27 protein-coding genes and 2 riboswitches are annotated in these 23,815 nt (G+C 54.3%); of the genes, 14 read left to right on the forward strand and 13 right to left on the reverse strand.

Features of this window, described 5'->3' with window-relative positions; genetic code table 11:
- Nucleotides 1-54: 54 nt before the first annotated feature.
- A riboswitch (SAM riboswitch) is annotated at nucleotides 55-156 on the reverse strand.
- A gap of 205 nt (nucleotides 157-361) precedes the next feature.
- Nucleotides 362-464, forward strand: a riboswitch (SAM riboswitch).
- An 81-nt stretch (nucleotides 465-545) separates the two neighbouring features.
- The 5 genes from mtnK to M467_RS20490 are packed head-to-tail and all read left to right on the forward strand — an operon-like array spanning nucleotide 546 to nucleotide 6,173.
- Nucleotides 546-1,697, forward strand: a complete 1,152-nt coding sequence (gene mtnK / locus M467_RS20470; RefSeq protein WP_031199979.1) for an S-methyl-5-thioribose kinase — start codon at nucleotides 546-548, stop codon at nucleotides 1,695-1,697.
- Nucleotides 1,694-2,728, forward strand: coding sequence for an S-methyl-5-thioribose-1-phosphate isomerase (gene mtnA / locus M467_RS20475; RefSeq protein ID WP_021066019.1), 1,035 nt, complete (start codon nucleotides 1,694-1,696; stop codon nucleotides 2,726-2,728). The genes mtnK and mtnA overlap by 4 nt, the downstream gene beginning before the upstream one ends.
- Nucleotides 2,721-3,797 carry a sugar ABC transporter substrate-binding protein gene (locus tag M467_RS20480; protein ID WP_021066020.1) on the forward strand — a complete coding sequence of 359 codons (1,077 nt, stop codon included), beginning with the start codon at nucleotides 2,721-2,723 and terminating at the stop codon, nucleotides 3,795-3,797. Before mtnA ends, M467_RS20480 begins: the two co-directional genes overlap by 8 nt.
- Entirely contained in the window at nucleotides 3,797-5,170 is a 1,374-nt protein-coding gene (locus tag M467_RS20485; RefSeq protein ID WP_021066021.1) for a sugar ABC transporter ATP-binding protein, read from the forward strand. The genes M467_RS20480 and M467_RS20485 overlap by 1 nt, the downstream gene beginning before the upstream one ends.
- A gap of 1 nt (nucleotide 5,171) precedes the next feature.
- The gene (locus M467_RS20490; RefSeq protein ID WP_021066022.1) at nucleotides 5,172-6,173 is read left to right on the forward strand and encodes an ABC transporter permease; all 1,002 of its coding nucleotides are present in this window, start codon (nucleotides 5,172-5,174) and stop codon (nucleotides 6,171-6,173) included.
- A gap of 9 nt (nucleotides 6,174-6,182) precedes the next feature.
- On the opposite strand, the gene M467_RS20495 is transcribed toward M467_RS20490, so the two are convergent.
- Complete coding sequence (locus tag M467_RS20495; RefSeq protein WP_021066023.1) at nucleotides 6,183-6,668, reverse strand: GNAT family N-acetyltransferase; 486 nt, start codon at nucleotides 6,666-6,668, stop codon at nucleotides 6,183-6,185.
- Nucleotides 6,669-6,747: 79 nt separating this feature from the next.
- Here M467_RS20495 and M467_RS20500 point away from each other — a divergent pair, with 79 nt between their 5' ends.
- Nucleotides 6,748-7,128, forward strand: a complete 381-nt coding sequence (locus M467_RS20500) for a VOC family protein (protein WP_021066024.1) — start codon at nucleotides 6,748-6,750, stop codon at nucleotides 7,126-7,128.
- Between the two features lie 26 nt (nucleotides 7,129-7,154).
- Here the strand turns inward: M467_RS20500 and M467_RS20505 are convergent, their stop codons facing one another.
- Nucleotides 7,155-7,460, reverse strand: coding sequence for a winged helix-turn-helix transcriptional regulator (locus M467_RS20505; RefSeq protein ID WP_021066025.1), 306 nt, complete (start codon nucleotides 7,458-7,460; stop codon nucleotides 7,155-7,157).
- A gap of 117 nt (nucleotides 7,461-7,577) precedes the next feature.
- On the opposite strand from M467_RS20505, the gene M467_RS20510 reads away from it, so the two are divergent.
- From M467_RS20510 to M467_RS20525, 4 genes are read left to right on the forward strand one after another with little or no spacing between them, the layout of a single operon-like run.
- Nucleotides 7,578-8,069, forward strand: coding sequence for a lactoylglutathione lyase family protein (locus M467_RS20510; protein ID WP_021066026.1), 492 nt, complete (start codon nucleotides 7,578-7,580; stop codon nucleotides 8,067-8,069).
- 2 nt (nucleotides 8,070-8,071) lie between these two features.
- Nucleotides 8,072-9,052, forward strand: a complete 981-nt coding sequence (locus M467_RS20515; protein WP_021066027.1) for a zinc-binding dehydrogenase — start codon at nucleotides 8,072-8,074, stop codon at nucleotides 9,050-9,052.
- A gap of 50 nt (nucleotides 9,053-9,102) precedes the next feature.
- Nucleotides 9,103-10,161, forward strand: coding sequence for a threonine aldolase family protein (locus M467_RS20520; protein ID WP_021066028.1), 1,059 nt, complete (start codon nucleotides 9,103-9,105; stop codon nucleotides 10,159-10,161).
- Between the two features lie 23 nt (nucleotides 10,162-10,184).
- Nucleotides 10,185-10,556 carry a YidH family protein gene (locus M467_RS20525; protein WP_021066029.1) on the forward strand — a complete coding sequence of 124 codons (372 nt, stop codon included), beginning with the start codon at nucleotides 10,185-10,187 and terminating at the stop codon, nucleotides 10,554-10,556.
- Between the two features lie 44 nt (nucleotides 10,557-10,600).
- On the opposite strand, the gene M467_RS20530 is transcribed toward M467_RS20525, so the two are convergent.
- The 5 genes from M467_RS20530 to M467_RS20550 form a co-directional block, all read right to left on the reverse strand.
- Nucleotides 10,601-11,101, reverse strand: coding sequence for an SRPBCC family protein (locus M467_RS20530; RefSeq protein ID WP_021066030.1), 501 nt, complete (start codon nucleotides 11,099-11,101; stop codon nucleotides 10,601-10,603).
- Between the two features lie 77 nt (nucleotides 11,102-11,178).
- On the reverse strand, nucleotides 11,179-13,470 hold the full coding sequence (gene gshAB, locus M467_RS20535) for a bifunctional glutamate--cysteine ligase GshA/glutathione synthetase GshB (protein WP_021066031.1): 2,292 nt from the start codon (nucleotides 13,468-13,470) through the stop codon (nucleotides 11,179-11,181).
- Nucleotides 13,454-14,782 (reverse strand): MATE family efflux transporter, encoded by a 1,329-nt coding sequence (locus tag M467_RS20540; RefSeq protein WP_021066032.1) that lies wholly within the window; start codon nucleotides 14,780-14,782, stop codon nucleotides 13,454-13,456. Before M467_RS20540 ends, gshAB begins: the two co-directional genes overlap by 17 nt.
- Before the next feature lie 133 nt (nucleotides 14,783-14,915).
- Nucleotides 14,916-15,380 carry a hypothetical protein gene (locus M467_RS20545; RefSeq protein ID WP_021066033.1) on the reverse strand — a complete coding sequence of 155 codons (465 nt, stop codon included), beginning with the start codon at nucleotides 15,378-15,380 and terminating at the stop codon, nucleotides 14,916-14,918.
- A complete protein-coding gene (locus M467_RS20550) occupies nucleotides 15,377-15,586 on the reverse strand; it encodes a helix-turn-helix transcriptional regulator (protein ID WP_021066034.1) in 210 nt (69 codons plus the stop codon). Before M467_RS20550 ends, M467_RS20545 begins: the two co-directional genes overlap by 4 nt.
- Nucleotides 15,587-15,705: 119 nt before the next feature.
- On the opposite strand from M467_RS20550, the gene M467_RS20555 reads away from it, so the two are divergent.
- Entirely contained in the window at nucleotides 15,706-16,638 is a 933-nt protein-coding gene (locus tag M467_RS20555; RefSeq protein ID WP_021066035.1) for a ring-cleaving dioxygenase, read from the forward strand.
- A gap of 22 nt (nucleotides 16,639-16,660) precedes the next feature.
- Here M467_RS20555 and M467_RS20560 read toward each other — a convergent pair whose 3' ends face one another.
- A complete protein-coding gene (locus M467_RS20560) occupies nucleotides 16,661-17,101 on the reverse strand; it encodes an RrF2 family transcriptional regulator (RefSeq protein ID WP_021066036.1) in 441 nt (146 codons plus the stop codon).
- Nucleotides 17,102-17,290: 189 nt separating this feature from the next.
- On the opposite strand from M467_RS20560, the gene M467_RS20565 reads away from it, so the two are divergent.
- Nucleotides 17,291-18,391 carry a globin domain-containing protein gene (locus M467_RS20565; protein WP_021066037.1) on the forward strand — a complete coding sequence of 367 codons (1,101 nt, stop codon included), beginning with the start codon at nucleotides 17,291-17,293 and terminating at the stop codon, nucleotides 18,389-18,391.
- A gap of 61 nt (nucleotides 18,392-18,452) precedes the next feature.
- Here the strand turns inward: M467_RS20565 and M467_RS20570 are convergent, their stop codons facing one another.
- Genes M467_RS20570 through M467_RS20590 form a run of 5 tightly spaced genes read right to left on the reverse strand, consistent with a single transcriptional unit; the run spans nucleotide 18,453 to nucleotide 21,511 of the window.
- Nucleotides 18,453-19,001, reverse strand: a complete 549-nt coding sequence (locus M467_RS20570; protein WP_021066038.1) for a hypothetical protein — start codon at nucleotides 18,999-19,001, stop codon at nucleotides 18,453-18,455.
- 59 nt (nucleotides 19,002-19,060) lie between these two features.
- Complete coding sequence (locus tag M467_RS20575; RefSeq protein ID WP_021066039.1) at nucleotides 19,061-19,474, reverse strand: DUF350 domain-containing protein; 414 nt, start codon at nucleotides 19,472-19,474, stop codon at nucleotides 19,061-19,063.
- Entirely contained in the window at nucleotides 19,471-20,694 is a 1,224-nt protein-coding gene (locus M467_RS20580; RefSeq protein ID WP_021066040.1) for a glutathionylspermidine synthase family protein, read from the reverse strand. The genes M467_RS20575 and M467_RS20580 overlap by 4 nt, the downstream gene beginning before the upstream one ends.
- Nucleotides 20,691-21,056 (reverse strand): hypothetical protein, encoded by a 366-nt coding sequence (locus M467_RS20585; protein ID WP_021066041.1) that lies wholly within the window; start codon nucleotides 21,054-21,056, stop codon nucleotides 20,691-20,693. The genes M467_RS20580 and M467_RS20585 overlap by 4 nt, the downstream gene beginning before the upstream one ends.
- The gene (locus M467_RS20590; RefSeq protein ID WP_021066042.1) at nucleotides 21,053-21,511 is read right to left on the reverse strand and encodes a hypothetical protein; all 459 of its coding nucleotides are present in this window, start codon (nucleotides 21,509-21,511) and stop codon (nucleotides 21,053-21,055) included. Before M467_RS20590 ends, M467_RS20585 begins: the two co-directional genes overlap by 4 nt.
- Before the next feature lie 103 nt (nucleotides 21,512-21,614).
- Here M467_RS20590 and M467_RS20595 point away from each other — a divergent pair, with 103 nt between their 5' ends.
- Both M467_RS20595 and M467_RS20600 read left to right on the forward strand, forming a co-directional pair.
- Nucleotides 21,615-22,646, forward strand: a complete 1,032-nt coding sequence (locus M467_RS20595) for an ion channel (protein ID WP_021066043.1) — start codon at nucleotides 21,615-21,617, stop codon at nucleotides 22,644-22,646.
- On the forward strand, nucleotides 22,646-23,773 hold the full coding sequence (locus M467_RS20600) for a YfbR-like 5'-deoxynucleotidase (RefSeq protein WP_021066044.1): 1,128 nt from the start codon (nucleotides 22,646-22,648) through the stop codon (nucleotides 23,771-23,773). Before M467_RS20595 ends, M467_RS20600 begins: the two co-directional genes overlap by 1 nt.
- The last annotated feature ends 42 nt before the right edge of the window (nucleotides 23,774-23,815 follow it).

The following is a 23,815-nucleotide window of genomic DNA, read 5'->3' on the forward strand; positions in this document are numbered from 1 at the left end:
AGGCAAACAAAAAATGACCCCATGCCGAGGCAAGAGGTCATCATAAAAAATGAACTCTTATCTCTCAGCTTTCGCTGCAAGAATTAGCACCGTGCCATCTCTGGTCGGTTGCTGCGACATCATCGGGCTCGTCCCTCCGTCTGCTCTTGATAAGAATGTGATTTGAAGTTGTGAAATTTAATTGAATTTTTGCACAGAATCATCACGTCGTCAATTCCTTTTTTTCCAAAAAAAATATTTTGGGAAGTTGTTTCCATATATGCACAAAAAAAGACGGAGTTACGTCGAGAAAATGACGTTGACAATCGTGACGTCGAGTCCGTAATATTCATCACATAAGTTCACCGAATCGAATAACACACTCTTATCGCGAGTTGGCAGAGGGAATTGGCCCGATGACGCCGCAGCAACCGACCACTAGGCACGGTGCTACATCCACCAGACGAATGTCTGACAGATGAGAGGAACAACCATTTTGGCTGTGCCTCTTTCTCGCGGAGAAAGGGGCTTTTTTTGTGGGCAACGTACAGGAAGGGGAAAACATCATGTCATATCAACCATTTACAGAACAGACCGTCGTCGAGCACGTCCGTCAATTAGGATACTTGCAAGAAGGAATCGCCGAGTGCGAGGAGATCGGGGACGGCAACTTGAATCTCGTGTTTCGGATTCGCCAAGGCGAACAGCGCCTGATCGTCAAACAGGCGCTCCCATACGCCAAAGTCGTCGGTGAGAGCTGGCCGCTCACGCTCGAGCGGGCATGGATTGAACAGTTGGCACTCCGTGAGTTTGCAACTGTCGCGTCGCGGTACGTTCCGGCCGTTCTCGGTAGCGACCGGACGCTCGCTTACACGATCATAGAAGATCTGTCTGATTATGAGATTGTCCGCACCGGCTATTTGAAAGGGGAGAGCTACCCGGAACTCGCCCGTCATATCGGTGAATTTTTAGGCGAGACACTGTTCGCGACATCCGACTATGCGGCTGGACCGATTGCGAAGAAACGGATTGAACGTGACTATTACAACCCGGAACTATGTGACATCACCGAGAAGCTCATCTTCACCGATCCGTTCAAGGACGCGGAGTCGAACAACATCGAGGCGGCGCTTCGAGAAGATGTCGAGCGTCTCTGGCAAGATCAGGCGTTAAAGGTCGAGGTCACGAAACTGAAAGTCGGGTTTGTCACGAAACACGAGGCGCTCCTGCATGGCGACTTACATACGGGCAGCATCTTTGCGACCCAACAGGAGACGAAAATCATCGATCCAGAATTCGCGTTTTACGGACCGTTCGGCTTCGACCTCGGCCAAATCATCGCCCATTTGACGTTGTCGACGTTCCATGACCCGCTCAAACGCTTCGAACGTTTCACAGACGTGTTGACCGTGTGGGAGACGTTCGAGAAGACGTTCCGGGCCAACTTTGAGCGAGCCGTCGAGCCGTTCAATACGGACGGGTTCGTCGATGAATTGTTGCGAACGGTGTTCAGTGACACGATTGGCTACGCCGGTTGCGAACTCATTCGACGTGCCGTCGGGCTCGCCGGTGTCGCTGATCTCGAGACGTTGCCGGAAGCGACGCGGCTCGAACGGAAACGTGATGCGCTCGCTCTCGGGACGGCGCTCATTAAAGAACGCCACGGCGTCGAGTCGATTGACGACTTGGTGACGCTTCTAGCGGGGGTACGCGTATGACGGTCCAAAACATCCGCTTCCAAACAGCGACGGACGAACTCATCGTATTGGATCAGACGTTGCTGCCGCATGAAGAGCGTTACGTGACGATTGAGACGCTCGAACAGGCCGAACAGGCCATCGAGACGCTCCAAGTCCGCGGCGCCCCGGCCATCGCTTACTTCGGCGCGTTCGTCCTCGCCAAAGAAGCGGGACGGTTAGTCGATGACCCGGACTTCACGCGTCGGCTCGATCTCGTCGGACGCCGCTTGATTGCGACCCGGCCGACGGCGGTCAATCTGCAAAATGTGATCGAATCGCTCCTTGATTTAAATATCGGGGACGACTTTGAGGCGATTGCCGAGGAAATCAAACACCGCGCCATCGCTTTGTACGACCGGGACGTCGATACGTATCGGGCCATCGGTGAGCATGCATTGACCGTGTTGCCGGCCGGGGGGAACGTGTTGACGATCTGCAACGCCGGTGCCATCGCGACATCGCGGTACGGGACGGCACTCGCGCCGTTTTACGTTGGAAAAGAACGAGGTATTTCCTTCAACGTCTTCGCCTGTGAGACACGACCGCTTCTTCAAGGGGCACGCCTCACGGTCTGGGAACTTGACCGGGCCGATATTGACGTGACGCTCATCACCGACAATATGGCGGCTTGGACGATTCAGTCGAAACGCGTCGACGCCATCATCGTCGGAGCCGACCGCATCACGCGGACGGGTCACGTCGCCAATAAAATCGGGACGTTGCAACTCGCCGTCCTCGCCAAGCATTACGGCATCCCATTCTACGTCGCCGCGCCACACTCGACGTTCGATTTGACGGCAGACGACACGATTGAAATCGAGGAGCGGAACGCAAAAGAAGTGACCCATATCGGCGGTCAACCGACGGCACCCGTCGGCATCACCGTCTTTAATCCGGCGTTCGACGTCACCCCACCGGACCTCATCACCGGACTCATCACCGAGGCGGGTGTGTTCGAGCCGACAGAGACTGCCATCACACATCATGTAGGAGGAACGATTCATGTCTAAAAAACTATTGATCTTATTATTCACATTCGTCTTGGCGCTCGTCGGTTGCACGAACGAGCAAGCGGCCCCGACGAAGCCGGCCGAGAAGACGCCGGAGACGAAACCCGTCTCGGTCTCGAACGCGACATTGCCGAAAGACATCGATGTCGCCCTGATCATGCAGATGTCGATCGGGACGTTCTCGTCGCAGTATATCAACGGGGTGACGGAACAAGTCGAATCGTTCGGCGGCAACGTGAAAGTGTACAACGCTGACAACGATTTGTCGAAGATGGCGAGTTACGTCGACACGGCGACGACGCAAGGCGTCGATGTCATCTTGATTGACCATGGCCGCGCCGATGCGTTGAAAGAACCGGTCCAACGTGCGCTCGACAAAGGCATCAAAGTCGTCGCGTTCGACAACGATTTGACGAACGAAGGCGTGACCGTCATCGACCAAGATGACTATTCGCTCGCTTGGCGTTCGCTCAAGGCGCTCGCCGAAGATTTGGACGGCGAAGGCAACATCGTCACGATTTGGGTCGGCGGCTTCACACCGATGGAACGGCGTCACACGATTTATGATGCGTTCTTGAAACGTTACCCGGGCATCACAGAAGTCGCCAAGTTCGGTTCGGCGACGAACAATACAGCACTCGACACACAGAGCCAGATGGAAGCCATCTTGAAGAAGTATCCGGAAGGCGAAATTGATGCCGTGTTCGCGATGTGGGACGAATTCGCTAAGGGAGCGAGCCGTGCCATCAAACAGGCCGGACGCGATGAGATCGCCGTCTATGGCATCGATTTGAGTGATGAAGACCTTCAGCTCATGCAAGAAGACGGCAGTCCGTGGAAAGTGACGGCAGCGACCGATCCGGCTGAAATCGGACGGATCCAAGTCCGTTACGCATATCAAAAATTAGCGGGTGAAGAGACGCCGTCGATTCATTCGGTCGATCCGTACCTCGTCGATCGTGACGTCTTGCCGGACGAGAAAGTGACGATGGACGACCTCGGCCAATACGTGCCGAACTGGGGCGCGTCAGACGCGGCCTGGTCGGACTGGATGAAAGGGACGGACTGATGTTACGGCTGGAACGTGTCACGAAACGATATGGGGACGTGACGGTGCTCGATGACGTCACGTTCACGCTCCGCCGTGGCGAGATTCACGGACTTCTCGGCTTGAACGGGGCCGGAAAGAGCACGCTCGTCAAGTTGCTGAGCGGTGCCATCATTCCGACGTCGGGGACGGTCGAACTCGACGAGACAACGGTCACACTCTCACCGGCCGAGGCGATTCGCCTCGGGGTCATCACGGTGTCGCAAGAAGTCGATGACGCGCTTTATCTCGACTTGCCGGTGTATGAAAATGTCGTCCCGTGGCAGACGATTGAACGAATTCGACCTCGTGAGCTAAAACAGCGAGCGGCCACCTACTTGGAACGCGTCGGACTAGAGATTGATGTGACCGAACCGGTCGGGCGCTTCCCGCTCAGCGTCAAACAACGCATCTTGATTGCCCGGGCGCTCGCGAGTGATGCGGCCTATCTCTTGCTCGACGAACCGACGGCCGCCTTGTCGACGGATGATGCGGCGGCACTGCTCGCGTTATTGCAGTCACTCGCCGAGGACGGTGTCGGCATTCTGCTCATCACCCACCGGTCGGACGAACTGTCGCGCGTCACCACGACGACGACGTTCCTCCGGGATGGTCGAATTGCCTACGAAGGGCCGTTTCAAGCGTTGTCGGAACAGGACGTCCATACGTATTTGAGCGGATCTGACATGGCAGAAGCGGTCGAAAAAGCCGTTCCTGAAACCGAGATACGGATTCAAGCCGACCTCACGTTACCGACATTCGGGACCGAGTTGTCGTTCACGGCATACAAAGGCGAAGTTGTCGGTATCGGCGGGGTCACCGGGAGTGGGAAGACGGAGTTGATCGAGGCACTCTTCGGTCTCTCTGGTGTCGACCAACAGGTGACGTTGGACGGAAAACGGCTCAACATTCGCGAACCGCGTCAGGCAGTCCGTTCTGGATTTGCGCTCGTACCGGAAGAGCGGAGGAAGCAGGGGCTGTTCCTCGACGATTCGATTGAACGGAACGTCCTCGCGATTGAAGGGAAGGCGAACGCGATCACGCGCATATTGGCCTCGCTGCGAGTGAAATATGACCAGACTGGGCAGCCAGTCCGAGAGCTGAGCGGGGGGAATCAACAGAAGATTGTCCTCAGTAAATGGCTCCTCGAAGACCGCGACGTCTATCTGCTCGACGAACCAACGAAAGGCGTCGACGTGACGGCGAAACGGGATATTTATGAACTCGTCACGCGTCTCGCCAAAGACGGGAAGACCGTCATCTTCACATCGAGCGAACCGCATGAATTAGAATTGGTCGCCAACCGGACGCTTTGGCTCGACCGCGGCCGTTGGCAACAGAAAGGAGGCGTCTAACATGGCCCAACTCGTCTTAAAACAACGCACGAAACGCTTCAGTGGCATCGGTCAATATGGGACACTGTTCGCGATTCTCGCACTCATCGCCGTCTTCGGTGTGACGAACGACCAGTTTTTGACGTACGCGAACTTCAGCGACATCATCAAGTCCGTGTCAATCGTCTCGCTGCTCGCCCTCGGGGTGACGTTCTCGCTCATCGTCGGCGGGTTCGACTTATCGGTCGGCTCAACGGCGAGCCTAGCGACAATTGGGGCGGCGTCAAGCCTCGTGTTACATAGTCAAGAACTGCTCGTCGCTTTGCTCGTCCCGATTGCGCTCGGTGTGCTCGTTGGGCTCTTGAACGCACTCGTGACGATCAAGTTCCGGTTACCGGACTTGCTCGCGACGCTCGCCATCATGTACGTCATCAACGGGGTCCAATTGACGTATACGAAAGGTTTTTCAATCTACGACAACATGCCGATTGATGGAGGGACGGCACCGGGACGTTTCATCCCGTCGTTCCTCTTCATCGGCCAAGGTTCAATCGGACCTGTCCCGTTCGTCGCCATCTTGATGCTTCTGTTCTTCGCCGGGGCGCATCTGTTTTTGACGTATTCGAAGACAGGACGTGAGTTTTATTACGTCGGCTCGAACGTCGAGGCGGCCCGTCGCTCTGGCATCGCCGTCACGCGGATTAAGCTGTACGCGTATGTGTTGAGCGGTCTCTTTGCGGCCATCGGCGGTATCATTTTGGCGTCGCGCATCGGTACCGGACAAGTATCGGCCGGGGCACCACTGTTGATGGATGCCGTCGCGGCCGCCTATATCGGTTACGCCGTCTTCGGTACCGGACGACCGAACGTCGTCGGTACGTTGATCGGTGCCGTCTTGATTGGGATTTTGCTGAACGGACTGACGATGTGGGACGTGCCGTATTATGCCCAAGATATCGTCAAAGGGGCGATTTTGATTGCGGCGCTCGGTTTGTCATACATCCAAAAGAAACAGCTCACATAGGAAAAGTCCTCAGAACGGTTGGTTCTGAGGACTTTCTTGACGTTCCATCTGGATGAAGGCGAACGTGCTCCCGTTCGTCGATTGTTGAAACGAACCGGTCTGTTTGAAACCGCACGTCTCATAGACACGGATCGCCCGTACGTTGAAGGCGGCGACGGACAAGGTGATGCGATGAGGCGAGTACGTCGCTTTGACGAAGTCTAGAATCGATGTGACGAACGTCCGTCCGCTCCCGTTCCCGGTCAAATCGGGTTTCATGCCGAGGCCGATATCGACCGTTTCAGCATCCGTTGGCGCGACGCTCACGAACCCGACGAGTTCACCGTCAGACGTGATGGCGAACACCGACTGTCCACGCTGTTCGACGTCTAAAAATTCGGCCAAATCGTCCTGATCGGCCTCCATGTTGTAAAAGGAATAATCCCCTTCATAGTGCCACGTGTAGGCGATCGTTTCCGCCTGTGGCTGGGTCAGGACAGCGAATTGATGGGTCATTTGAATTTCCTCGTTTCACGAGCAGGATGTAGTGCTACACTCATCATAGCACCACCAACTTGGAAAATGAGGTGATTACATGGGAATCAAGCTAGATATGATTGGCATCGTCGTCGAAGACATGAAACGGGCGCTCGATTTTTATCGGCTGCTCGGCCTGTCGATTCCGGAAGCGATGGATGGGGAAGCGCACGTTGAGGTCGATGACGGCGGTGTCCGGCTCGCCTTCGATGCGGTCGAAGTGGCCGAATCGGTGTATGGGGAATGGAAACCGGCGACGGGGCACCGGATCGAACTCGCCTTCTTGTGCGATAGTCGAAATGAGCTAGACGCGTGCTATGAAGCGATTGTCGGGCACGGCTATGCCTCACATCGCGAACCGTGGGATGCGTTCTGGGGGCAACGTTATGCCATCGTCATCGACCCGGATGGAAACCTCATCAGTCTATTCGCCGCATGACAAAACCCTCGCCGGATGGCGAGGGTTTATTCGTCGTGTGTCTCGCCCCAAGAGCAGAGCGCCTTCATCGCCGGTTGTAGGCTGAACGCTTCCTCGGTGAGCGAATATTCGACGTGCAGCTGTTTCTCGGTCGAATAGTCGATGCGGCGGACCATGCCAAGTTGTTCGAGTTCACGGAGTTGGTCGGTCAACACTTTACGGCTGACGTCAGGGATGGCGCGTTGAATCTCTGAGAAGCGGCGCGGGCCGTTCTCGAGCGTACAGTACACCTGAGGCCGCCATTTACCGCCGATGATGTCGAGCGCCTTATTGACGGGGAACGGGGTCGTCATGTTCAATTCGCCTCGCTTTCGGGTAGTTACTTGAATGTGCGTACTTTTTTTATTGCTGCGATGAAGGTATCGTATCGTTATCCATCAAATTGAGCAAACAAAAAGGAGCGGATGACAGTGACATATCCACGTACATTCTCACACATCGGACTATCGGTCCCGAGTGTGACGGAAGCAGTTAAATTTTATGAGGACGTGATGGGCTGGTACACCATCATGCAACCATCAGACGTCGTCGAAGACGACTCGCCGATCGGTGTCATGTGCACGGACGTGTTCGGACCGGGCTGGGGTAGCTTCAGAATCGCCCACATGTCGACCGGCGATAAGATTGGCATCGAGCTGTTCGAGTTCCCGAACAATGAGAAGCCGGAGAACAATTTCGAGTTTTGGAAGACGGGTATTTTCCACTATTGCGTCCAAGACCCGGACATCGAAGGACTCGTCGAGAAAATCGTCGCCCATGGCGGAAAACAACGGATGCCAATCCGGGAATATTACCCGGGCGATAAACCGTACCGGATGGTGTATTGTGAAGACCCGTTCGGCAACCTCGTCGAAATCTACTCGCATTCCTATGAACTGACGTATTCGGAAGGAGCGTATTGAGCATGAAGGCTTGGCTACTTGATCAACCTGGATTAGAACATCTGCACATCGGTGAGGTGGAGCGACCGACACCAGATGCGGGCGAACTGCTCATCAAAGTCGAAGCGGTCGCCTTGAACCCGGTCGACTATAAAGTCGGCACGAACGGCAACCCGAACTGGTCCTATCCACACATTCTCGGCGTCGACCTGGTCGGGGAAGTCGTCGAAGTCGGTTCGAGCCTCGCCAATATCATTACCGGTTCACGTGTCGCCGTCCACACGAGTCTTGGAAACAACGGCGGCTTCGCCGAGTATGCGGTCGTCGATGCGCGTGCTTGCGCCGTCGTCCCGCCGGAAGTGAGCGACGAGGCCGCTGCGGCTATCCTTTGTGCCGGCATGACAGCGTATGAGGCCATTATGCAGAAGTTGAACACACGCGACAAAGAGACGATTCTCGTCCACGCCGGAGCGGGCGGAGTCGGTGGTTACGCGATTCAACTTGCCAAAAAACTTGGGCTCAAAGTGTTCACAACCGCATCGCCGGAAAACTTTGACTGGGTCACATCGCTCGGTGCCGATGTCGCCATCGACTACAACGTCGAAGACGTGACGGAGAAAGTCATGGAGCTGACAGACGGCTGCGGAGTCGACTTGATTTTGAACACGGTCGGACGCGACGTAGCGACGGCCGATTTGGATCGACTCGCCTTCAGCGGACAGCTCGCCTACATCGCTGGTCCACCTGACATGTCGAACATGAAAGGGTTCACGCTGTCGCCTTCGATTCATGAAGTCGCCCTCGGTGCGGCCCATGCGAGTGAGAACGAGCGGGCCATCCGTAACTTGTCCTATATGGCCGAAGAGATGATGAAGCTGCTCGAGGCGGATGAATTGAACGACCTCGTCACGGACGTCTTGCCGTTCGAACGGTTAAAAGATGGTTTGGAACAGCTACAAACACGCAAAGTGCGCGGCAAATTAATCGTCCGCATGCGCGACTAACTTGAGAGCCTCCTGTCTACGGACAGGGGGCTTGTTGTGGAGGGGATGACATGGATTTACGCACATCGTATCAACAGACGTCGCATCAACTGAGCGGTCACGGGAAACGAACTGTCGGCGTCTTGCAACAGGCGTTCGCTGAGGTCGACCCGAATCAGGTGAGCGACCACTATGGGACGGGCGAGGTCATCATGCGGTTCGAGCAAAAAATGGCGCAAGAACTGGGTATGGAGGATGCGATTTTCTTCCCGAGCGGCACGATGGCACAACAAATCGCCTTACGGATTTGGGCGGACGAGACCGGAAATCGAAACGTCGCCTATCATCCGCTCTGTCACTTGGAGATTCACGAACAGGACGGGTTGAAGGAGTTGCATCACCTCGAAGCGATTTTGCTTGGGGATGACGACCGGTTGATGACGCTCGACGAAGTGAAGGCGTTACCGGATGTCGCCTGCCTGTTGATTGAGTTGCCACAACGGGAACTCGGAGGCTATTTGCCCCCGTTTAAAGAGCTTGAGACAATCAGTCAGTATTGCCGGGAACGGGGGATTCGTCTGCATCTAGATGGAGCGCGCCTCCTCGAGACGCTCCCATATTATGAGAAGACAGCGGAGGAAGTATGTGCGTTGTTCGATAGCGTCTACGTCTCATTCTATAAAGGCATCGGCGGTATTGCAGGTGCCATCTTAGCGGGACCGAAACCATTCTGTGCCGATGCGAGAGTTTGGAAACGGCGGTACGGTGGCGATTTGATTGGACTGTACCCTTACATCATCCCGGCCGACTATTACTACGAGCTACGGAAAGACCGAATGGGGACGTATGTCGAGCAGGCGAAGGAACTGGCGCGCCGCTTCAATGCGATCGACGGAGTGTGGACGACACCGGAAGTCCCGGTGACGAACATGTTCCATCTTCATCTCGAAGGGGACGACGAAGCGGTCGCGGCACGGATTCAATCCGTTCAAGAGACGACAGGGGTCGGCGTCACGGGCTATCTCGTACCACATGACCACTATTGTTCGACCGAGATCAGTATCGGGGATGCGTATGGAGAGATTGATGAACATCAACTCAATCGATTATTCGAACAATTAGAGCAATGATGAGCTAGAAAGAAGGGATATCGGTGAAACTAGATTTAGAGAAGACGGTCGATTCGCAGTACATCCAGCAACATCTCGCCAATGAGCGGACGTTCCTCGCCTGGATTCGGACGGCCATCACGGTCATCGGAATCGGCTTTCTCGTGACGAACTTCCACTACTATCGAAGTGAAAATTTGAGCGGGGCCGAGCACCAATTGATTACGGCGATCGGCATCTTGTCGATCATCTTCGGGATCGCGACGATCCTCGTCGGGACCCGGTCGTATTTGAAAAAGGTGCATACGATCAACTCTCAGCAGTTCAAATCGGCGAAGATGAGCCTTGTCGCGCTCGCCATCGGGATGGTGTTCATTTTCACGTTGATTTTGATTGTCAGTTACTTTTTATTTTGACGACAAACAAGCACCGCTCCTCGGATGAGGCGCGGTGCTTGTTGTTATCTGGAGACGATGGCGTCGAGCCGTTCGAGTTGCGAAGAGAAGCCTTCGACGGCCCCCATCTCGACGACTTGCTGGAGCGACTCGGCGTCCGTGAATTCGGAGCGGCTGATGAACAGTGTGCCGTTCGGGATGTCGACAAACTCGTTCGTGATCGTCATGACGGGAAGTTCAGGATTGACGTGTCCGTCCGCGTCCGAGAATGCGTCCGTATAGACGATTTTTCGGTGCGGGTCGATTTCGAGGAACGTCGATTTCCCCCATGACTCCATACCGTAATAGTCACCCTGCTCCTTGTCGACACACGTCATTTTGTAATGCCATGTGCCACCTGGTTCGAACTCGAACGTACGAACCTCTGTCTTCCATCCGGCCGGTCCCCACCATGCTTCGAGGTGGGCCGGTGTTGAGAATGCCTCGAACACGAGCGCACGCGGCGCGTTAAAACTGCGTTCGACGACTAATGTTTTGCCTTCGATTTGAGACTTTACTTTTTCCATTGGAAAGACCCCTTTCTCGAGACAGAAGATACATATATCTAATCAATGTAGTCTCTATTCCCGATTCAGGGATTTGTTCAACCTTTTCCGTCAAATAACAAATCGAGCACGGTCTCGCCAATCGGTCGTTCCTTGCCTTCGTAAGGGAAGGAGTGGATATGGATGGCCGGATTGAAGTTCAGCTCGATGATGCCGTAGTCACCTTCACGCGCGAGCGACGGAATCATCATGTCGACGCCGCAAATCGTCGCGCCAATCGCTCGGGCTGACTCGACCGCGATCCGTTTGTATGAATCGGAAATCTGGTCTGTATAGTCGATACTGTCACCGCCCGTGCTGATGTTCGAGTTCTCACGAAGGAAGACGAGTTCGCCATCGGCGAGGACACTGTCCGGCGTCTTGCCTTGTGGACGCAGGAACGCGATGACGATGTCGTCGATGTCAATTTTTTCGAGCGGTGTCTTATAGCCTTTCCCGCGGAGCGGATCCTCATTCTTTTTGGCGACGAGTTCACGAATCGTCGATACGCCGTCCCCGGTCACGTTCGCCGGGACACGGTGTAAAATGCCTGCGACCTCGTCACCGATGACGAGGAAACGATATTCTTTCCCGGGTAGGAACGTCTCGAGCAGGACGACATCGTCAAACGCAAGAGCGTGACGAAACGCCTCGAGCGCCTCCTCGAACGTCGTCCCGTCCTTGAAGATGTGAATGCCGATCCCGAAGTTCGTCGATTTTGGTTTCAAGACGATTGGTTCATTCGCGAACATAGTCCAGGCGTCCTGTAAATCGGCTTCACTGCGGAGTTCGATTCCTCCCGGAACACGGATGCCATGTTCGGCGAGCACGTGTTTCGTCACCGTCTTGTTTTCCATCATGAGTACCGACACATAGTTGTCTTTCGACGTTTTCGTTGCCTGTTTGACGTACTCGGTCTGGTTGCCGTGTCGGATGCGTAGAAATTGGTCATCACGGTCGATGACATCGACCGCATACCCACGTTTCAGGGCTGCTTTCATCAAAATCTGTGTCGATAGCTCCATGTCCGTGTAGCCGTGCATCCGGAACCGATTGGCGTAGGCGTCTTGATAGAATAGTTCCGCTTGTCGGAGCGACCACTTTGTATAGCCGTCCGTCATCATGGCGGAGGTGAGGCGTGACGCGTAAGTCGCCTCGACATGGTCGATCCGATTACGGACAGAGGCAAAGACGTCGTCGAACCCGAGTGCGTATCGGTCATTGAACGCTTCAATCTCGTCGAGCAAATCACGAGCGTACGTCTGGAGCGCCAACGTCTCTCCATCGCGGTACAACATGAGTGTTGGCGATAGACCTTGTTTCGCGACGCGTTGTTGGTTGTGGAACGCCTCGGCCTGCCAATCCACAAATCGTGTCTCGTCTTTCAACGTCAAGTAGAGCAAGAAGACGTGCAAGAACTTCAAATCGGACAGGGCGATACCGGTCTTCTCGAACGGGTTCAAATCGATATTGCGAATCTCGATGTAATCGATGCCGTTCGTCTCGAGTCGTTCCAAGTCATTGCCTCCTCGTGACGTCTTCAACCGAATCGGAGAGTAGAGCTCGTTCGGGTTGGCGATGTCACCTTGGGCGATGAAGCGGCGCACGCTCGCGGTATAGTCCGAGAGCGTTGAATAGTCCGGATAGAGCGGCTCGACATTCGTGTAGCCGCAGTCACTATTGCGGTACGACAACGCCGTCGTATTTGAATACACATCTTCGCTGAGCGCCTGCATTTGACTGACGCAGCGTTCTTCATAGCTCGTGTGGACGGCCGGAGTCCCGCCTAACAGATAGACGACGAGCCAGCGTGTCCGTAAATAGTTGCGGACGAGTTTTAAATACAGGTCGTCCTTGAAACGGTCGTATCGTTCGGGTGATCCTTCATAAAGGGAGGCAATCAACTCGTCTGCGAACGAGAAGTTGAAATGGATACCCGAGATGAGCTGTTTTTTCGCCCCGTATTTTTGGAGCAGATGCTCCCGATAGCGACCGGCCTCAAGGCCTGAACTTCCAAAATCTGCGAGCGGGATGACCCCGCCGTCAGGAAGCGCGCACGGCATCGATTGCGGCCAAAGCCGTTCGTCACCGATATTCAGTGCCGTGATATCATACAGCGTCTGTAGGAAGTCGTGCGCCGCCTCGACGGTCGGGAACGTCGGTGTGATCAGCTCGATCTGACTTTCCGAGAAGTCGGTCGTAATATATGGGTGCGTCGCTTTGTCTCCGAGTGCTGTCGGGTGCTTCGTAGCGGCGAGCGTGCCATCGGGTGTCACGCGGAGCATTTCACGCTCGATGGCGAAGCGCCCGTGCAACAATTGTTTAGTTAGTTGATTAAATTGCTTCTGCAAGGGAACTCACTTCCTTTTTCATTAGTCGGACATAGAGGGCAGAGACGAGCCCTTTGATGATGCTCGAGAGGGCGATGCTCCACCAGATGGCATCGATACCGAGATAAGGCTCGAGGGCAAGCGCGAGCGGGATGCGGGCGACGGTGAAGACAATGGAAATCATCGCCGGAATTTTCGGTAGCCCGAGTCCGGAGAAGTAGCCGTTCCCAATCATCTCAAGTGAGGCGAAGATGAGCGAAATCCCGATGATCCGTAAATAGTTCGCACCGATGTCAATCGTTGTCGGGTCATCGACGAACAGCCCGATCAGGACGTTTGGAACGAAGAGGAAGACGAGTGTGATCAACCCGGTATACAAGATGCCGAGCCGCGTCGTCACCCGATACCCCTCATGGACCCGGTCCACTTTGCGGGCGCCGAGATTTTGCCCCGTGTAACTCGCGATGGCACCGTTCAATCCGCCGATCATCATATAGGCGATCGACTCGACTTGAAGCCCGATGCGCTGGGCCGCGATTGCCTCGGTCCCGTATGAACCGATCATGCGGGCGAGGAAAATACTGATGACGGTGAACAAGACGCGCTGGGTCGCCATCGGGAAGCCGAGGCGAAGAATTTCTCTATAGTCTGTGCGATTCGGTTCAACCGTCTCCTCCCAATCGAACAAGACGCGGGCCCGGTGCCAGAAGAAGCCGAACATGACGACGTTCGCGACGAGCGTCGCCAGACCGGCTCCGACGACGCCGAGTCCGAGTGGATAGATGAAGAGCGGCGACAGAATCATATTGAGCGTGACCCCGGTCGCGTTGATGCGCATCGCCGTCGTCGTATTGCCATAAGCGCTGAACAGTCGGGCGAACAACAAGTTGAAGAACGAAAAGATGAGCATCGGTGCACTGACGAGCAAATAACTGTACGCCAACTGCTCGACAGCCGGTGCGTCCATGTTCAAAAAGCCGATAAGCGCCTGGCCGAACGCGGCGAGGACGGTGACGAATAACAGGCCGAGACCAAGGTTCATCCGCCTCCCGGCCCGGACGTAGCGCTGAATCAACGCCTGATCCCGCCGTCCGACGGCTTGCGACACTTTGATGCCGGCGCCGACGACGATAAGGGATTGAATCGCCTGACCGAGCATGATATAAAAGCTGGCCGCGCCGATGCTGGCGACGGCGTCGCTACCGAGCGCACCGACCCAGAACATATCGACGAGACTATACGTGAACTGTAAAAGCGAACTGCCGACGAGCGGGAGGGCAAGCGCCACGATGACGCGTTGAACCTGACCGGTCGTCAAATCGATGGTTTTCACGATGAAAGACCCCTTCAATACATTTAGTATATAACCGTTTAGTTATATATAAGCACGACGTGACTGAATTCGCAATCGTAGGGAACGACTCGACGAAAAATCGACACAAAAAAAGGAATTCGATGTGAATTCCTTAATGGGTATAGGCGCGGATCCAAGTCGTCATATAAACGAGTGTCGAGATGATCAGTGTCGAGGCGAGTGCGTAAATCGGATAAGCGGGGAGCGCGTTCTCGAACAGCGGATAAAACATGAATGACGCCATGAGGAGCGGCACAGTAATCCCGAACGAGACGTAGGCGGCTTTCGTCGCTTTCGCCGTGATGATCTGCTCGCGTTCGTCGACTTCGCTAAATTCTGTCATCCGGACCGACCATTGGCCAAAGCTTAAGTTTTGGTTCGGGCGTGTCTTGAACGAATAGATTGTCCAAATGATAAAGAAGCCGACTAACAGCAAGAGCGGCAATAAGTTAAACTCAATTTCGAATCGGTCGGTCTCAATGACGGTCGACACGTCAGACAAGAACGAACTGAACAGAAATGCCATCAGGACGTACAAGATGATGCTGGAGATGGATTGGATGACGACGTGTTTCAATTTGTTTCCTCCTCGATTGTGAAAATAGATTCGACCGGTTCCTCGAATACGCGGGCGATTTGCATCGCCAGCAGAAGCGACGGCGTGTAGCTCCCTTTTTCGAGCGAGATGATCGTCTGTCTCGTCACACCGACTTTGGCTGCCAAGTCGCCTTGGGTCAATTGATGCCGGGCCCGCAACTCTTTGACGCGATTGATTAATGGCATGCCGCCACCTCATTTCTTGTTTCTATCTTCAGTGTAAAGTAAACTTTACTTAATGTAAAGCTAACTTTACTTATTTGTGGATGGTACAATATAATCAAAGTTGAAAGGGGAGAAGTCGGATGAAGGCGATTTTAGGACAACATCACGTATCGGCGATGACAGGGGACGCGTTGAAGAACTTGCGATTCTATACGGAGGTACTCGGGATGCGACTTGTCAAAAAGACGGTCAACCAAGACGATCCATCGATGTATCACTTGTTTTACGCAGATGAATCGGGGACACCGGGGACGGATTTGACGTTCTTCGAGCTGCCTTTTCTCGGGCAAACGTATAAAGGGTCGAGCAGCATCTCGCGGACAGCGCTTCGGGTGCCGGACGGGGCATTGTCGTACTGGCTTGAGCGATTTTTCGAATTCGGTGTACTCCATGATCCGGTCGAGGAAGTGCTCGGTCGTCCGACGCTTTACTTCGAGGACGAGGAGGGGCAACGGCTCTGTCTCGTCGAGGGCGGATCAGGGACGCCGCGGAAAAACGGACCGGTGCCGGCAGACGTCGCCGTCTTCGGCCTCGGATTTAGCGAGTGGACGGTACGGCGAATTGAGAAGACGGAGCGGGTACTGACGGACGTGCTTGGTTATCGGTTCACGTCCGAGTTCGAACGGAACGGCCAATCGGTTCGTGTGTTCGAGACGGGGGACGGGGGTGTGGCGACCGAGATTCATCTCGTCGACCGTCCAGATTTACCGTCGGAGCGTCCAGGACGAGGCAGTGTCCACCACATCGCGATCCGCGTCGAGGATGACGACGAGATGGCGCGTTGGGTCGAGCGGCTCGATTCATTCGGCATCAGTCATTCGGGCCTGATCGACCGTTATTATTTCAAATCGATTTATTTCCGTGAGCTGAGCGGGATTTTAGTGGAACTCGCGACGGATGGCCCTGGATTTGCGACGGACGAACCAGTCGAGACGCTCGGAGAACGTTTGGCGCTACCACCGTTTCTTGAGCCACGACGAGCCGAGATTGAGGCCAAATTAAAACCGCTATAACAGACAAACCCGACGGACTATTTCAGTCCGTCGGGTTTTGTATGCCTAGCAACATAGCCAGTTCGTTCGTCCGGTTGGCGACGAGGTCGGCAATCGTATAGCGATCGAGCACATGCAGGAACGCGAGCATCGCCTCGTTCAAGACGCTCCGCAAATCGCATGCGGGTGCGATGACACATCGTCCTTCGCCGAAACATTCGACGAGCTCGAACGGTTCCATCGTCCGGACGACGTCGCCGACGTTGATGTCCTCCATCGGTCGGGCGAGCCGGAAGCCGCCACCACGGCCGCGCACCGATTCGAGATACCCATGCTTGCCGAGCTCATAGACGACTTTCATGACGTGGTTCTTTGAAATCTGATATTGGTCCGCCACTTCTTGAATCGTCACGAGACGATGGGAGAACGTGGCGCTATACATGAGTGTTCGGAGTGCGTAATCGCACGTTTGCGTGAGCCGCATGTTGTTTCACCTCTTATCCGTTCATTGTACAAGACATCGTCTGAAAGCGCGATGATGGAAGATGTGAAAAAAGCGTGGCGGATTCAAGGCGGAAATTTGAACTTATATTTAAACAAGTATTTTATATATTGCTTTTGAAGTGACTTACCTCACATAATGAACATGAACTTTCAAAAAGGGGGAAACAAAATGTTAGATCAACAAACCATGGATATCGTCAAAGCAACCGCACCGGTCTTGAAAGACCACGGTGTCGCTATCACGAGTCACTTCTATAAGCGCATGTTCGAAAACAACCCAGAAGTCCGTCAATTCTTCAACCATACGAACCAAAAACGCGGTCGTCAGCCAGAGGCGCTCGCCAACGCCGTCTATGCGGCAGCCGTCCATATCGATCGTCTCGAAGCGATCCTTCCGGCCATCCAACCGGCACTTCATAAACATAAGAGCTTGAACATCCGGCCAGAACATTATCCGATTGTCGGACAAAACTTACTCGGCGCGATTCAAGACGTGCTCGGTGAAGCAGCGACGCCGGATATCATCGACGCTTGGGCGAAAGCATACGGTGTCATCGCCGACGTCTTCATCTCGCTTGAGAAACAAATGTACGATGATGCACCATGGATCGGTTTCAAACCGTTCACGGTTGCTGAAGTGATTGAAGACACACCGGAAGTGAAACGATTCCACATCAAAGCGAACGACGGCGTCGTCGGGATGGCCATCCCAGGTCAATACATCTCGGTTCAAGCCCGTATTGCTGGGGAAGACATCTTGCACCATCGCCAATATAGCGTCGTCGAGACGACAGAAGACGGCTACTGGATTGCTCCGAAGGCGGAAGGTCTCGTCTCAAACTGGCTCCATGAGCAGACGGTCGGTACGGAGATTCCAGTGAGTGCCCCAGCTGGCGAATTCGTGCTCGAAGCATCGGATCGTCCGCTCACACTCGTCGCTGGCGGGATTGGCATCACACCGCTCTTCAACATGGCGAAAACGGCACTCGGTCAAGGCCGTTCGGTCACGTTGCTCCATGCTGTCCGCAGCACGAACCTCCGTCCGCTCGGTGAAGAGCTCGATGAACTTGTGAACGCTGGTCTCCAGCTCATCACACACGTCGATGACGTATCAGGTTGCATGAGTGCGACACAACTCGAAGCACTTGATGTCGAGGGACACGACGTCTACACGTGCGGTCCGACCGCGATGATGGAGACGGTCGTCCAAACGATTCCACAAGCCCGTTACGAGTTCTTCGGTCCATCAGCCGTACTCGCTAGAGCATAAGAAAGGACGACTGCGAAAACAGTCGTCGTATCACCGCAGACCGGTTATCGGTTTGCGGTTTTTATAGTTGCTCAGCGTGGATCACGTTTTTGTCGCGGTCGAGCGTTTCGATTGTCCAGTCGCCAAGTAGCGTCTTCTCTAGAGTAATCAAGTAAGTCCTGATATATCCTTCGTCTCGAGGATCGTTGACCATGTAGGTTTTACTCCAATCGGAATTCTGTAACCGCAAGTACACGACGTCTTCGGGTTGATTGTTCAACCGAACCCCAAGGTATTCGTCTGTTCCATTGCCAAGATGAGCCCAGTCGAATGGTGTTTCTTCAATTGTGTCACGGGTCGAGCTACTAAACTCACCGTTCGTTTTCATGATGCCTAGACCGAGAATCGTGTCGTCTGCGTTCGTGAATAGCGTGACGGTCGATCCTTCTAATTTATGGTATTCGTAAGCAGACCACCCTTGGGCAGTCATCTGGTCGTTCAATTCTTGTTGTACCTGTTCGGATGCTTGCTTTTCTTGTACATCGTTATACGATTGGATTCCGGCGGTCACGGAAATGGTGATGACGGTGAGCATTCCCAGTAGCAAGATTAAAAATCCACGTGCAGACATTTCGTCCCTCCTTTATAGCAACAGCCCATGCCTCAATCCTGAGCGCATGGGCTGTTTGATTAGTACGTCAAGCTCGCGGCGACGATGATGCCGACGACGAGTGAGGCGGAGAAAAGGCTGATCCCGATGGCGAGGTTGCCATTCTCAACTTCTTTCTCTAAGTTCACGCCTGGTGTCAGGACGTATTCAAATGTCCAGAAGGCGAGCACTTGGGCAAGAATCCCGACGAGTCCCCAGATGAAGGCGTCGAGCAGGTTGACGCTGTTCGCCCACACCGTGTAGATGACGATGGCGAGTCCGATCGCTTTCCCCCAAAGTTTCAAGGCGACGGCGACGTTACCTTCTTTAATCAATTTGCGTTCCGAATACTTCGTCGTAAGGGCGAAGACGACGAGTCCGGCTAAAATCAGGCCAAACCCTGTGCCGAGGTGAGCGAGGAAGCTCAAGATGGAATCGAGCGTGATGAACGTCATAAGTTATTCTCCTTTGTTGTGCCGATGGCTAAGTAGTAAGACTGGTTATTCGTAATCATGCTGCCGGCGCGGACGCCGAGGGCGGACGGATGGCCGTTCAAGCAAAAACAGCCGACCATGTAGTGCGTCTCGAGCGGACCGTTGACCGTGTTCGTCAGACGGGTCGGCAGCTCGATGAACTGTTGATACACCGCGGTCTCGTCCGCGTACGTCTGGAGTGTCTCTTTATGAAACGGGACACCGGCTTGGTCGTAGAGGATGACCGAGTCGCCTTCCCGGCCGAAGGCGGGCTTTTGCACGTACGCGCTCTGGCCGATAAACGGATCAGGCTCGAGATACGTCGGTAAAAAATAAGTCTCGATGATGGAACGTTCCGCTTCGTCGAAATATGTATCGGCCTCATACAGTTCCCAAATGAGCGCTTGGACGCCTTTAGACTGCATGAGAAACGCCGAGAGCGGATTGAGTACCGAAACGCGTTTGGCTGCGTTTAGTTCGAGCAGGCGGATGCCGATTAAATCACCATTGGGTGCCCGGTCGTCGACCAGATGCTCGATCGGGTACGTCTGACGATATAACACGTCGACTTTTTCCCTGGACGGTGTGAAGACCCCGTCCGCATCGACGAGCAATCGGTCGAGCGGGACGAATTCGGACGGCAAATCGAGCGTCTCTTGAAGGAAGCGCGTCGTCCATTTGTCCTCGATGTTGTCATCGTGGGCCGTAAAGACGATTTTCGGTGTCCCGTCCCGACCGAGTCGTTGCCACGCTGCGATGACGGCTTTTCGAAGTTCGGCCTTGAGCTCTTCGGTCGACGCCGCGTTCGGGTCGTCGAGCCCGAATTCTGTCGTCACATAGCCATTCACATCGAACAGTTCTTTGATGAACGTCGGTGTATCGGCATTGAATTCCATCAACTTGATGGTGCCGTCTTTGACGATCCAGTCATAGCGACCGATAATCGTCTCTTGCGGGATCGCCTTGTCGCGCAGGAACGGTAGGCTCGCCTCAGGGTAACCGAGCAAGCGGAGTGTATCGTCCGGGAGGGTGCGCAATAGGCGGTTCGTCTTGCGGAAAATCGAATCGACGTCACGCGTCGCTTCCCGAATCTGTCTCACCGCGTCATCCGACAGGGCGAGACAGTCGTAAAGGGCGTACTCCTCGTCGTTCAAGTCAGGCCAAAAGAAAGGGATTTGGCCAAACAGTGCGTCTCGCTTCATCCCCCAAAGCCGCCTTTTGAACCGCTACCGAGTCCCGAGTTGGAGCCTGAGTTTGATTTGTTCGGGGTGATGCTGCTGGCGCCACCGTTCGAGCGGTAATTTTTATATGCCGAGGAGTTCTTCAATGCACTCTTTGAATTGAACAGGCTACCGAGTAAGAAGAAGCTCCCGAAGTGAGGGGAGCGATCATCGTCACAGTAATATGACTCCGTCTCATCATCCCAGTCCCAATCGTCGCATTCATAGCCGGTCGGTTCTTCCGGTAACGTCGCTTGTTCTGTTTCGTCGGTGCCGCAAGCGGCTAACGATGCGGTCAAGACAGCAGCCGACAGACCGCTCAAGATTTTTTTGCTTGTCTTCATGTTGATTCCTCCAATGTATAACCTGTAGGGGTGACGTAAATGACATAGACGCCACGATCTTCGTCCGTCTCGGCCGAGTCGCGCTCATATTCTTTGCCGGCGACGTACAAATACTGACTGCCGAGCATGGCGAGTGCGTCGAGATGCCGATCGACGTAATACGCCTCGAGCATCGGGTTGTCGAACCGGTCGTCGAGCGTCCGGATCTCGACTTTAATGTCGGTCGTCTCGTGCTTGTCGACGGGGCCTTCCGTGTAGCGGTCGACGTAAATCAAGAAATATTGCTCGCCTTCAAGCGCCGATGAGCGCTGTTTGTAGGTCATGCCGTCCTTGACGAAAAATTCGCATTCGCGGCGGGCGAGTACTTCATCGAGGCCGAGCGATGTATAATGGTAGAGTGGCTCGAATGAAAGTTCATTTTTATAAAGTCGATATTCCAAAACGATTGAGTTCATGACGTCGTCCTTTCTTTTTTCTTTCTATACGGAACCGAACGTAAGGTGGTTTCGTAAATCAAGTAAGTTGTCTCTAGTATATAGGAAAAGGAGGGGTTTTTCTGTGCATATCTTTTTTCGTGTCTGGCGCGGGTTATCGAAATTATCGTTTTTGAACGTCGTCCTGGCATCGCTCGTCATCATCTTGACGGGTACCGTCCTCGGGTTTGTGCTCGAGCCGGAGACGTTCCCGTCGATGTTCGACTCATTCTGGTGGACGATGACGACGCTCACGACCGTCGGATACGGTGACTTTTTCCCGACATCGGTCGCGGGACGTTGGCTCGGGATTTTCTTGTTCCTGTTCGGGATCGGGATTATCGGGGCGTTGATTGGAAAACTCGTTGAAGTCGGTGCGACGTTTCAACGGTTAAAACGGGAGGGGAAGTTAGTGTATCGAGGAGAAGGGCATTACGTCTATATCGGCTGGTCGCCGAAGACGAAAAAGGCAATTGATGAAGTGCTCGTCTATGAGCCAAAGGCTGAGATCGTCTTAATCGATCAGGTGAAGGAAGAACCGTACGACCACGACAACGTCCACTTCGTCCACGGTGACGCGTCGGATGAGGCCGTACTCTTGCAGGCCAATATTTTAAAGGCGCGCCGGGTCGCCATCTTCGCGGATGCCCGCATCACGGAGACACTCCTCGCCGACGGGAAATCATTGCTCATCGCGTCAGCGGTCGAAGCGCTCTCGTCTGAACGCGGCGTCGATTTGCATACGGTCGTCGAGGTGTGCGAAGAACGGAACATCTCGAAATTCAAACACGTCCGAATCGACGACTTTATTCTCGCGAACGACTCGGTGTCACTCCTCATGGCGAAAGCGACGCTGCAGCCGGGGACGACATCGATTTTCCGTCAGCTGCTTAGTAAACAGTCAGGCGGCAACATCCAGGCGCTCGCACCGAAACCGGAATGGACGACCATCCAGGACGCTGCGGAAAGCTTGTTGCATCAAGGCGTCACGTTAATCGCCGTCAACGACCGTCTCGATTACGCGACGGTGCTCGATACACCGCTTCAGGCGAGCGATATGCTTTACATCGTCTGTCACGATGACTCGTGGGAGCGACTGAACCAAGGAGGAATTTGATGTATAACGGAACGTTTATCCGCAAGATGACACGCATGCAGAACGTGCAACGATGGGACGAGTATGCACCGCATTATCATGACAATGCGGCAAGCCACAGTTTCCGCGTCGCTGTCTTCAGCTTAATCGCGGCATATTACGAAGAGAACAAAGGACGGGACGTCAACTTGCTCGACGTGCTCGGCAAGGCGCTGTTCCATGATATGAACGAAGTGCAGACCGGTCCAATCATGCACCGGACGAAAAAAGAACCGACGCTCAAAGAACATATCGAACGGATGGAGCGGACGGCGAGTCTCGGACTCGTCGAGTTGTTGTCGCAGTCGCTCCGGCCGCATTTTTATCGTTTCCTCGTCGAGGCGGAGGACAACTCATTCGAAGGACGGCTCGTCGATGGAATCGATTCGTTCGACGCGATGCTGTTCGTCCGCCGGGAAGTCGGACACGGCTCGCCCCATTTCGTCGCGAAGCTTGAAGAGATGAAAGCAGCCCTGCGCGATCATCCGCTCGAATCAGTCCGCTGGCTCTATGAACAAGTCGAGGCCGAGACCGACGTGGCGACGTTCATCGAGAACGTCATGCGGATGGACAGTGTAAGACGGTGGAAAGGCCGTTTCAATACAATCGACGATAACGACGCCATCCATGGATTCAGGGCGGCCGCGCTCGGGCTGTTCAGCGGCTTGTTGGAGCGCGAGAAATATGACGTCGACGTCGATGTCGCCGAATTGACGGCCCGCCTTCTCTGTCACGACCTCGTCGAAGGGGTGACCGGGGACGTGCTCGGCCCGGTGAAACATTCGACCGCCGAGACCGGTGCGGCGTTCGAGGCATACGAACGAGCCGAGAGCGAGGCGCTCTTGTCGCTCCTCCCGGACTATATGCAGCCGGCGTTCCGTCGCTATATGGCCGATTCGAAAGATGACACGTATGAAGGGATGCTCGTCGATATGATGGACAAACTCGATGCGCTCATCAAGATGAACATGGAGCGGAAGATGAACGGGGCTGAGTACGAGGTCACGTATCGGGAACAACTTCGTAAAGTGCAGATGCGCTACGAGAACCCGAGCATGTTGTTCTTCTTGGCGTATATCTTGCACGATTTAGATTACGTCACTAGTTAACAAGGTCGCAGACGAACTGTCTGCGGCTTTTTTATATCATTT

This window comes from Exiguobacterium chiriqhucha RW-2, assembly GCF_000416965.1.
GTDB lineage: Bacteria > Bacillota > Bacilli > Exiguobacteriales > Exiguobacteriaceae > Exiguobacterium > Exiguobacterium chiriqhucha.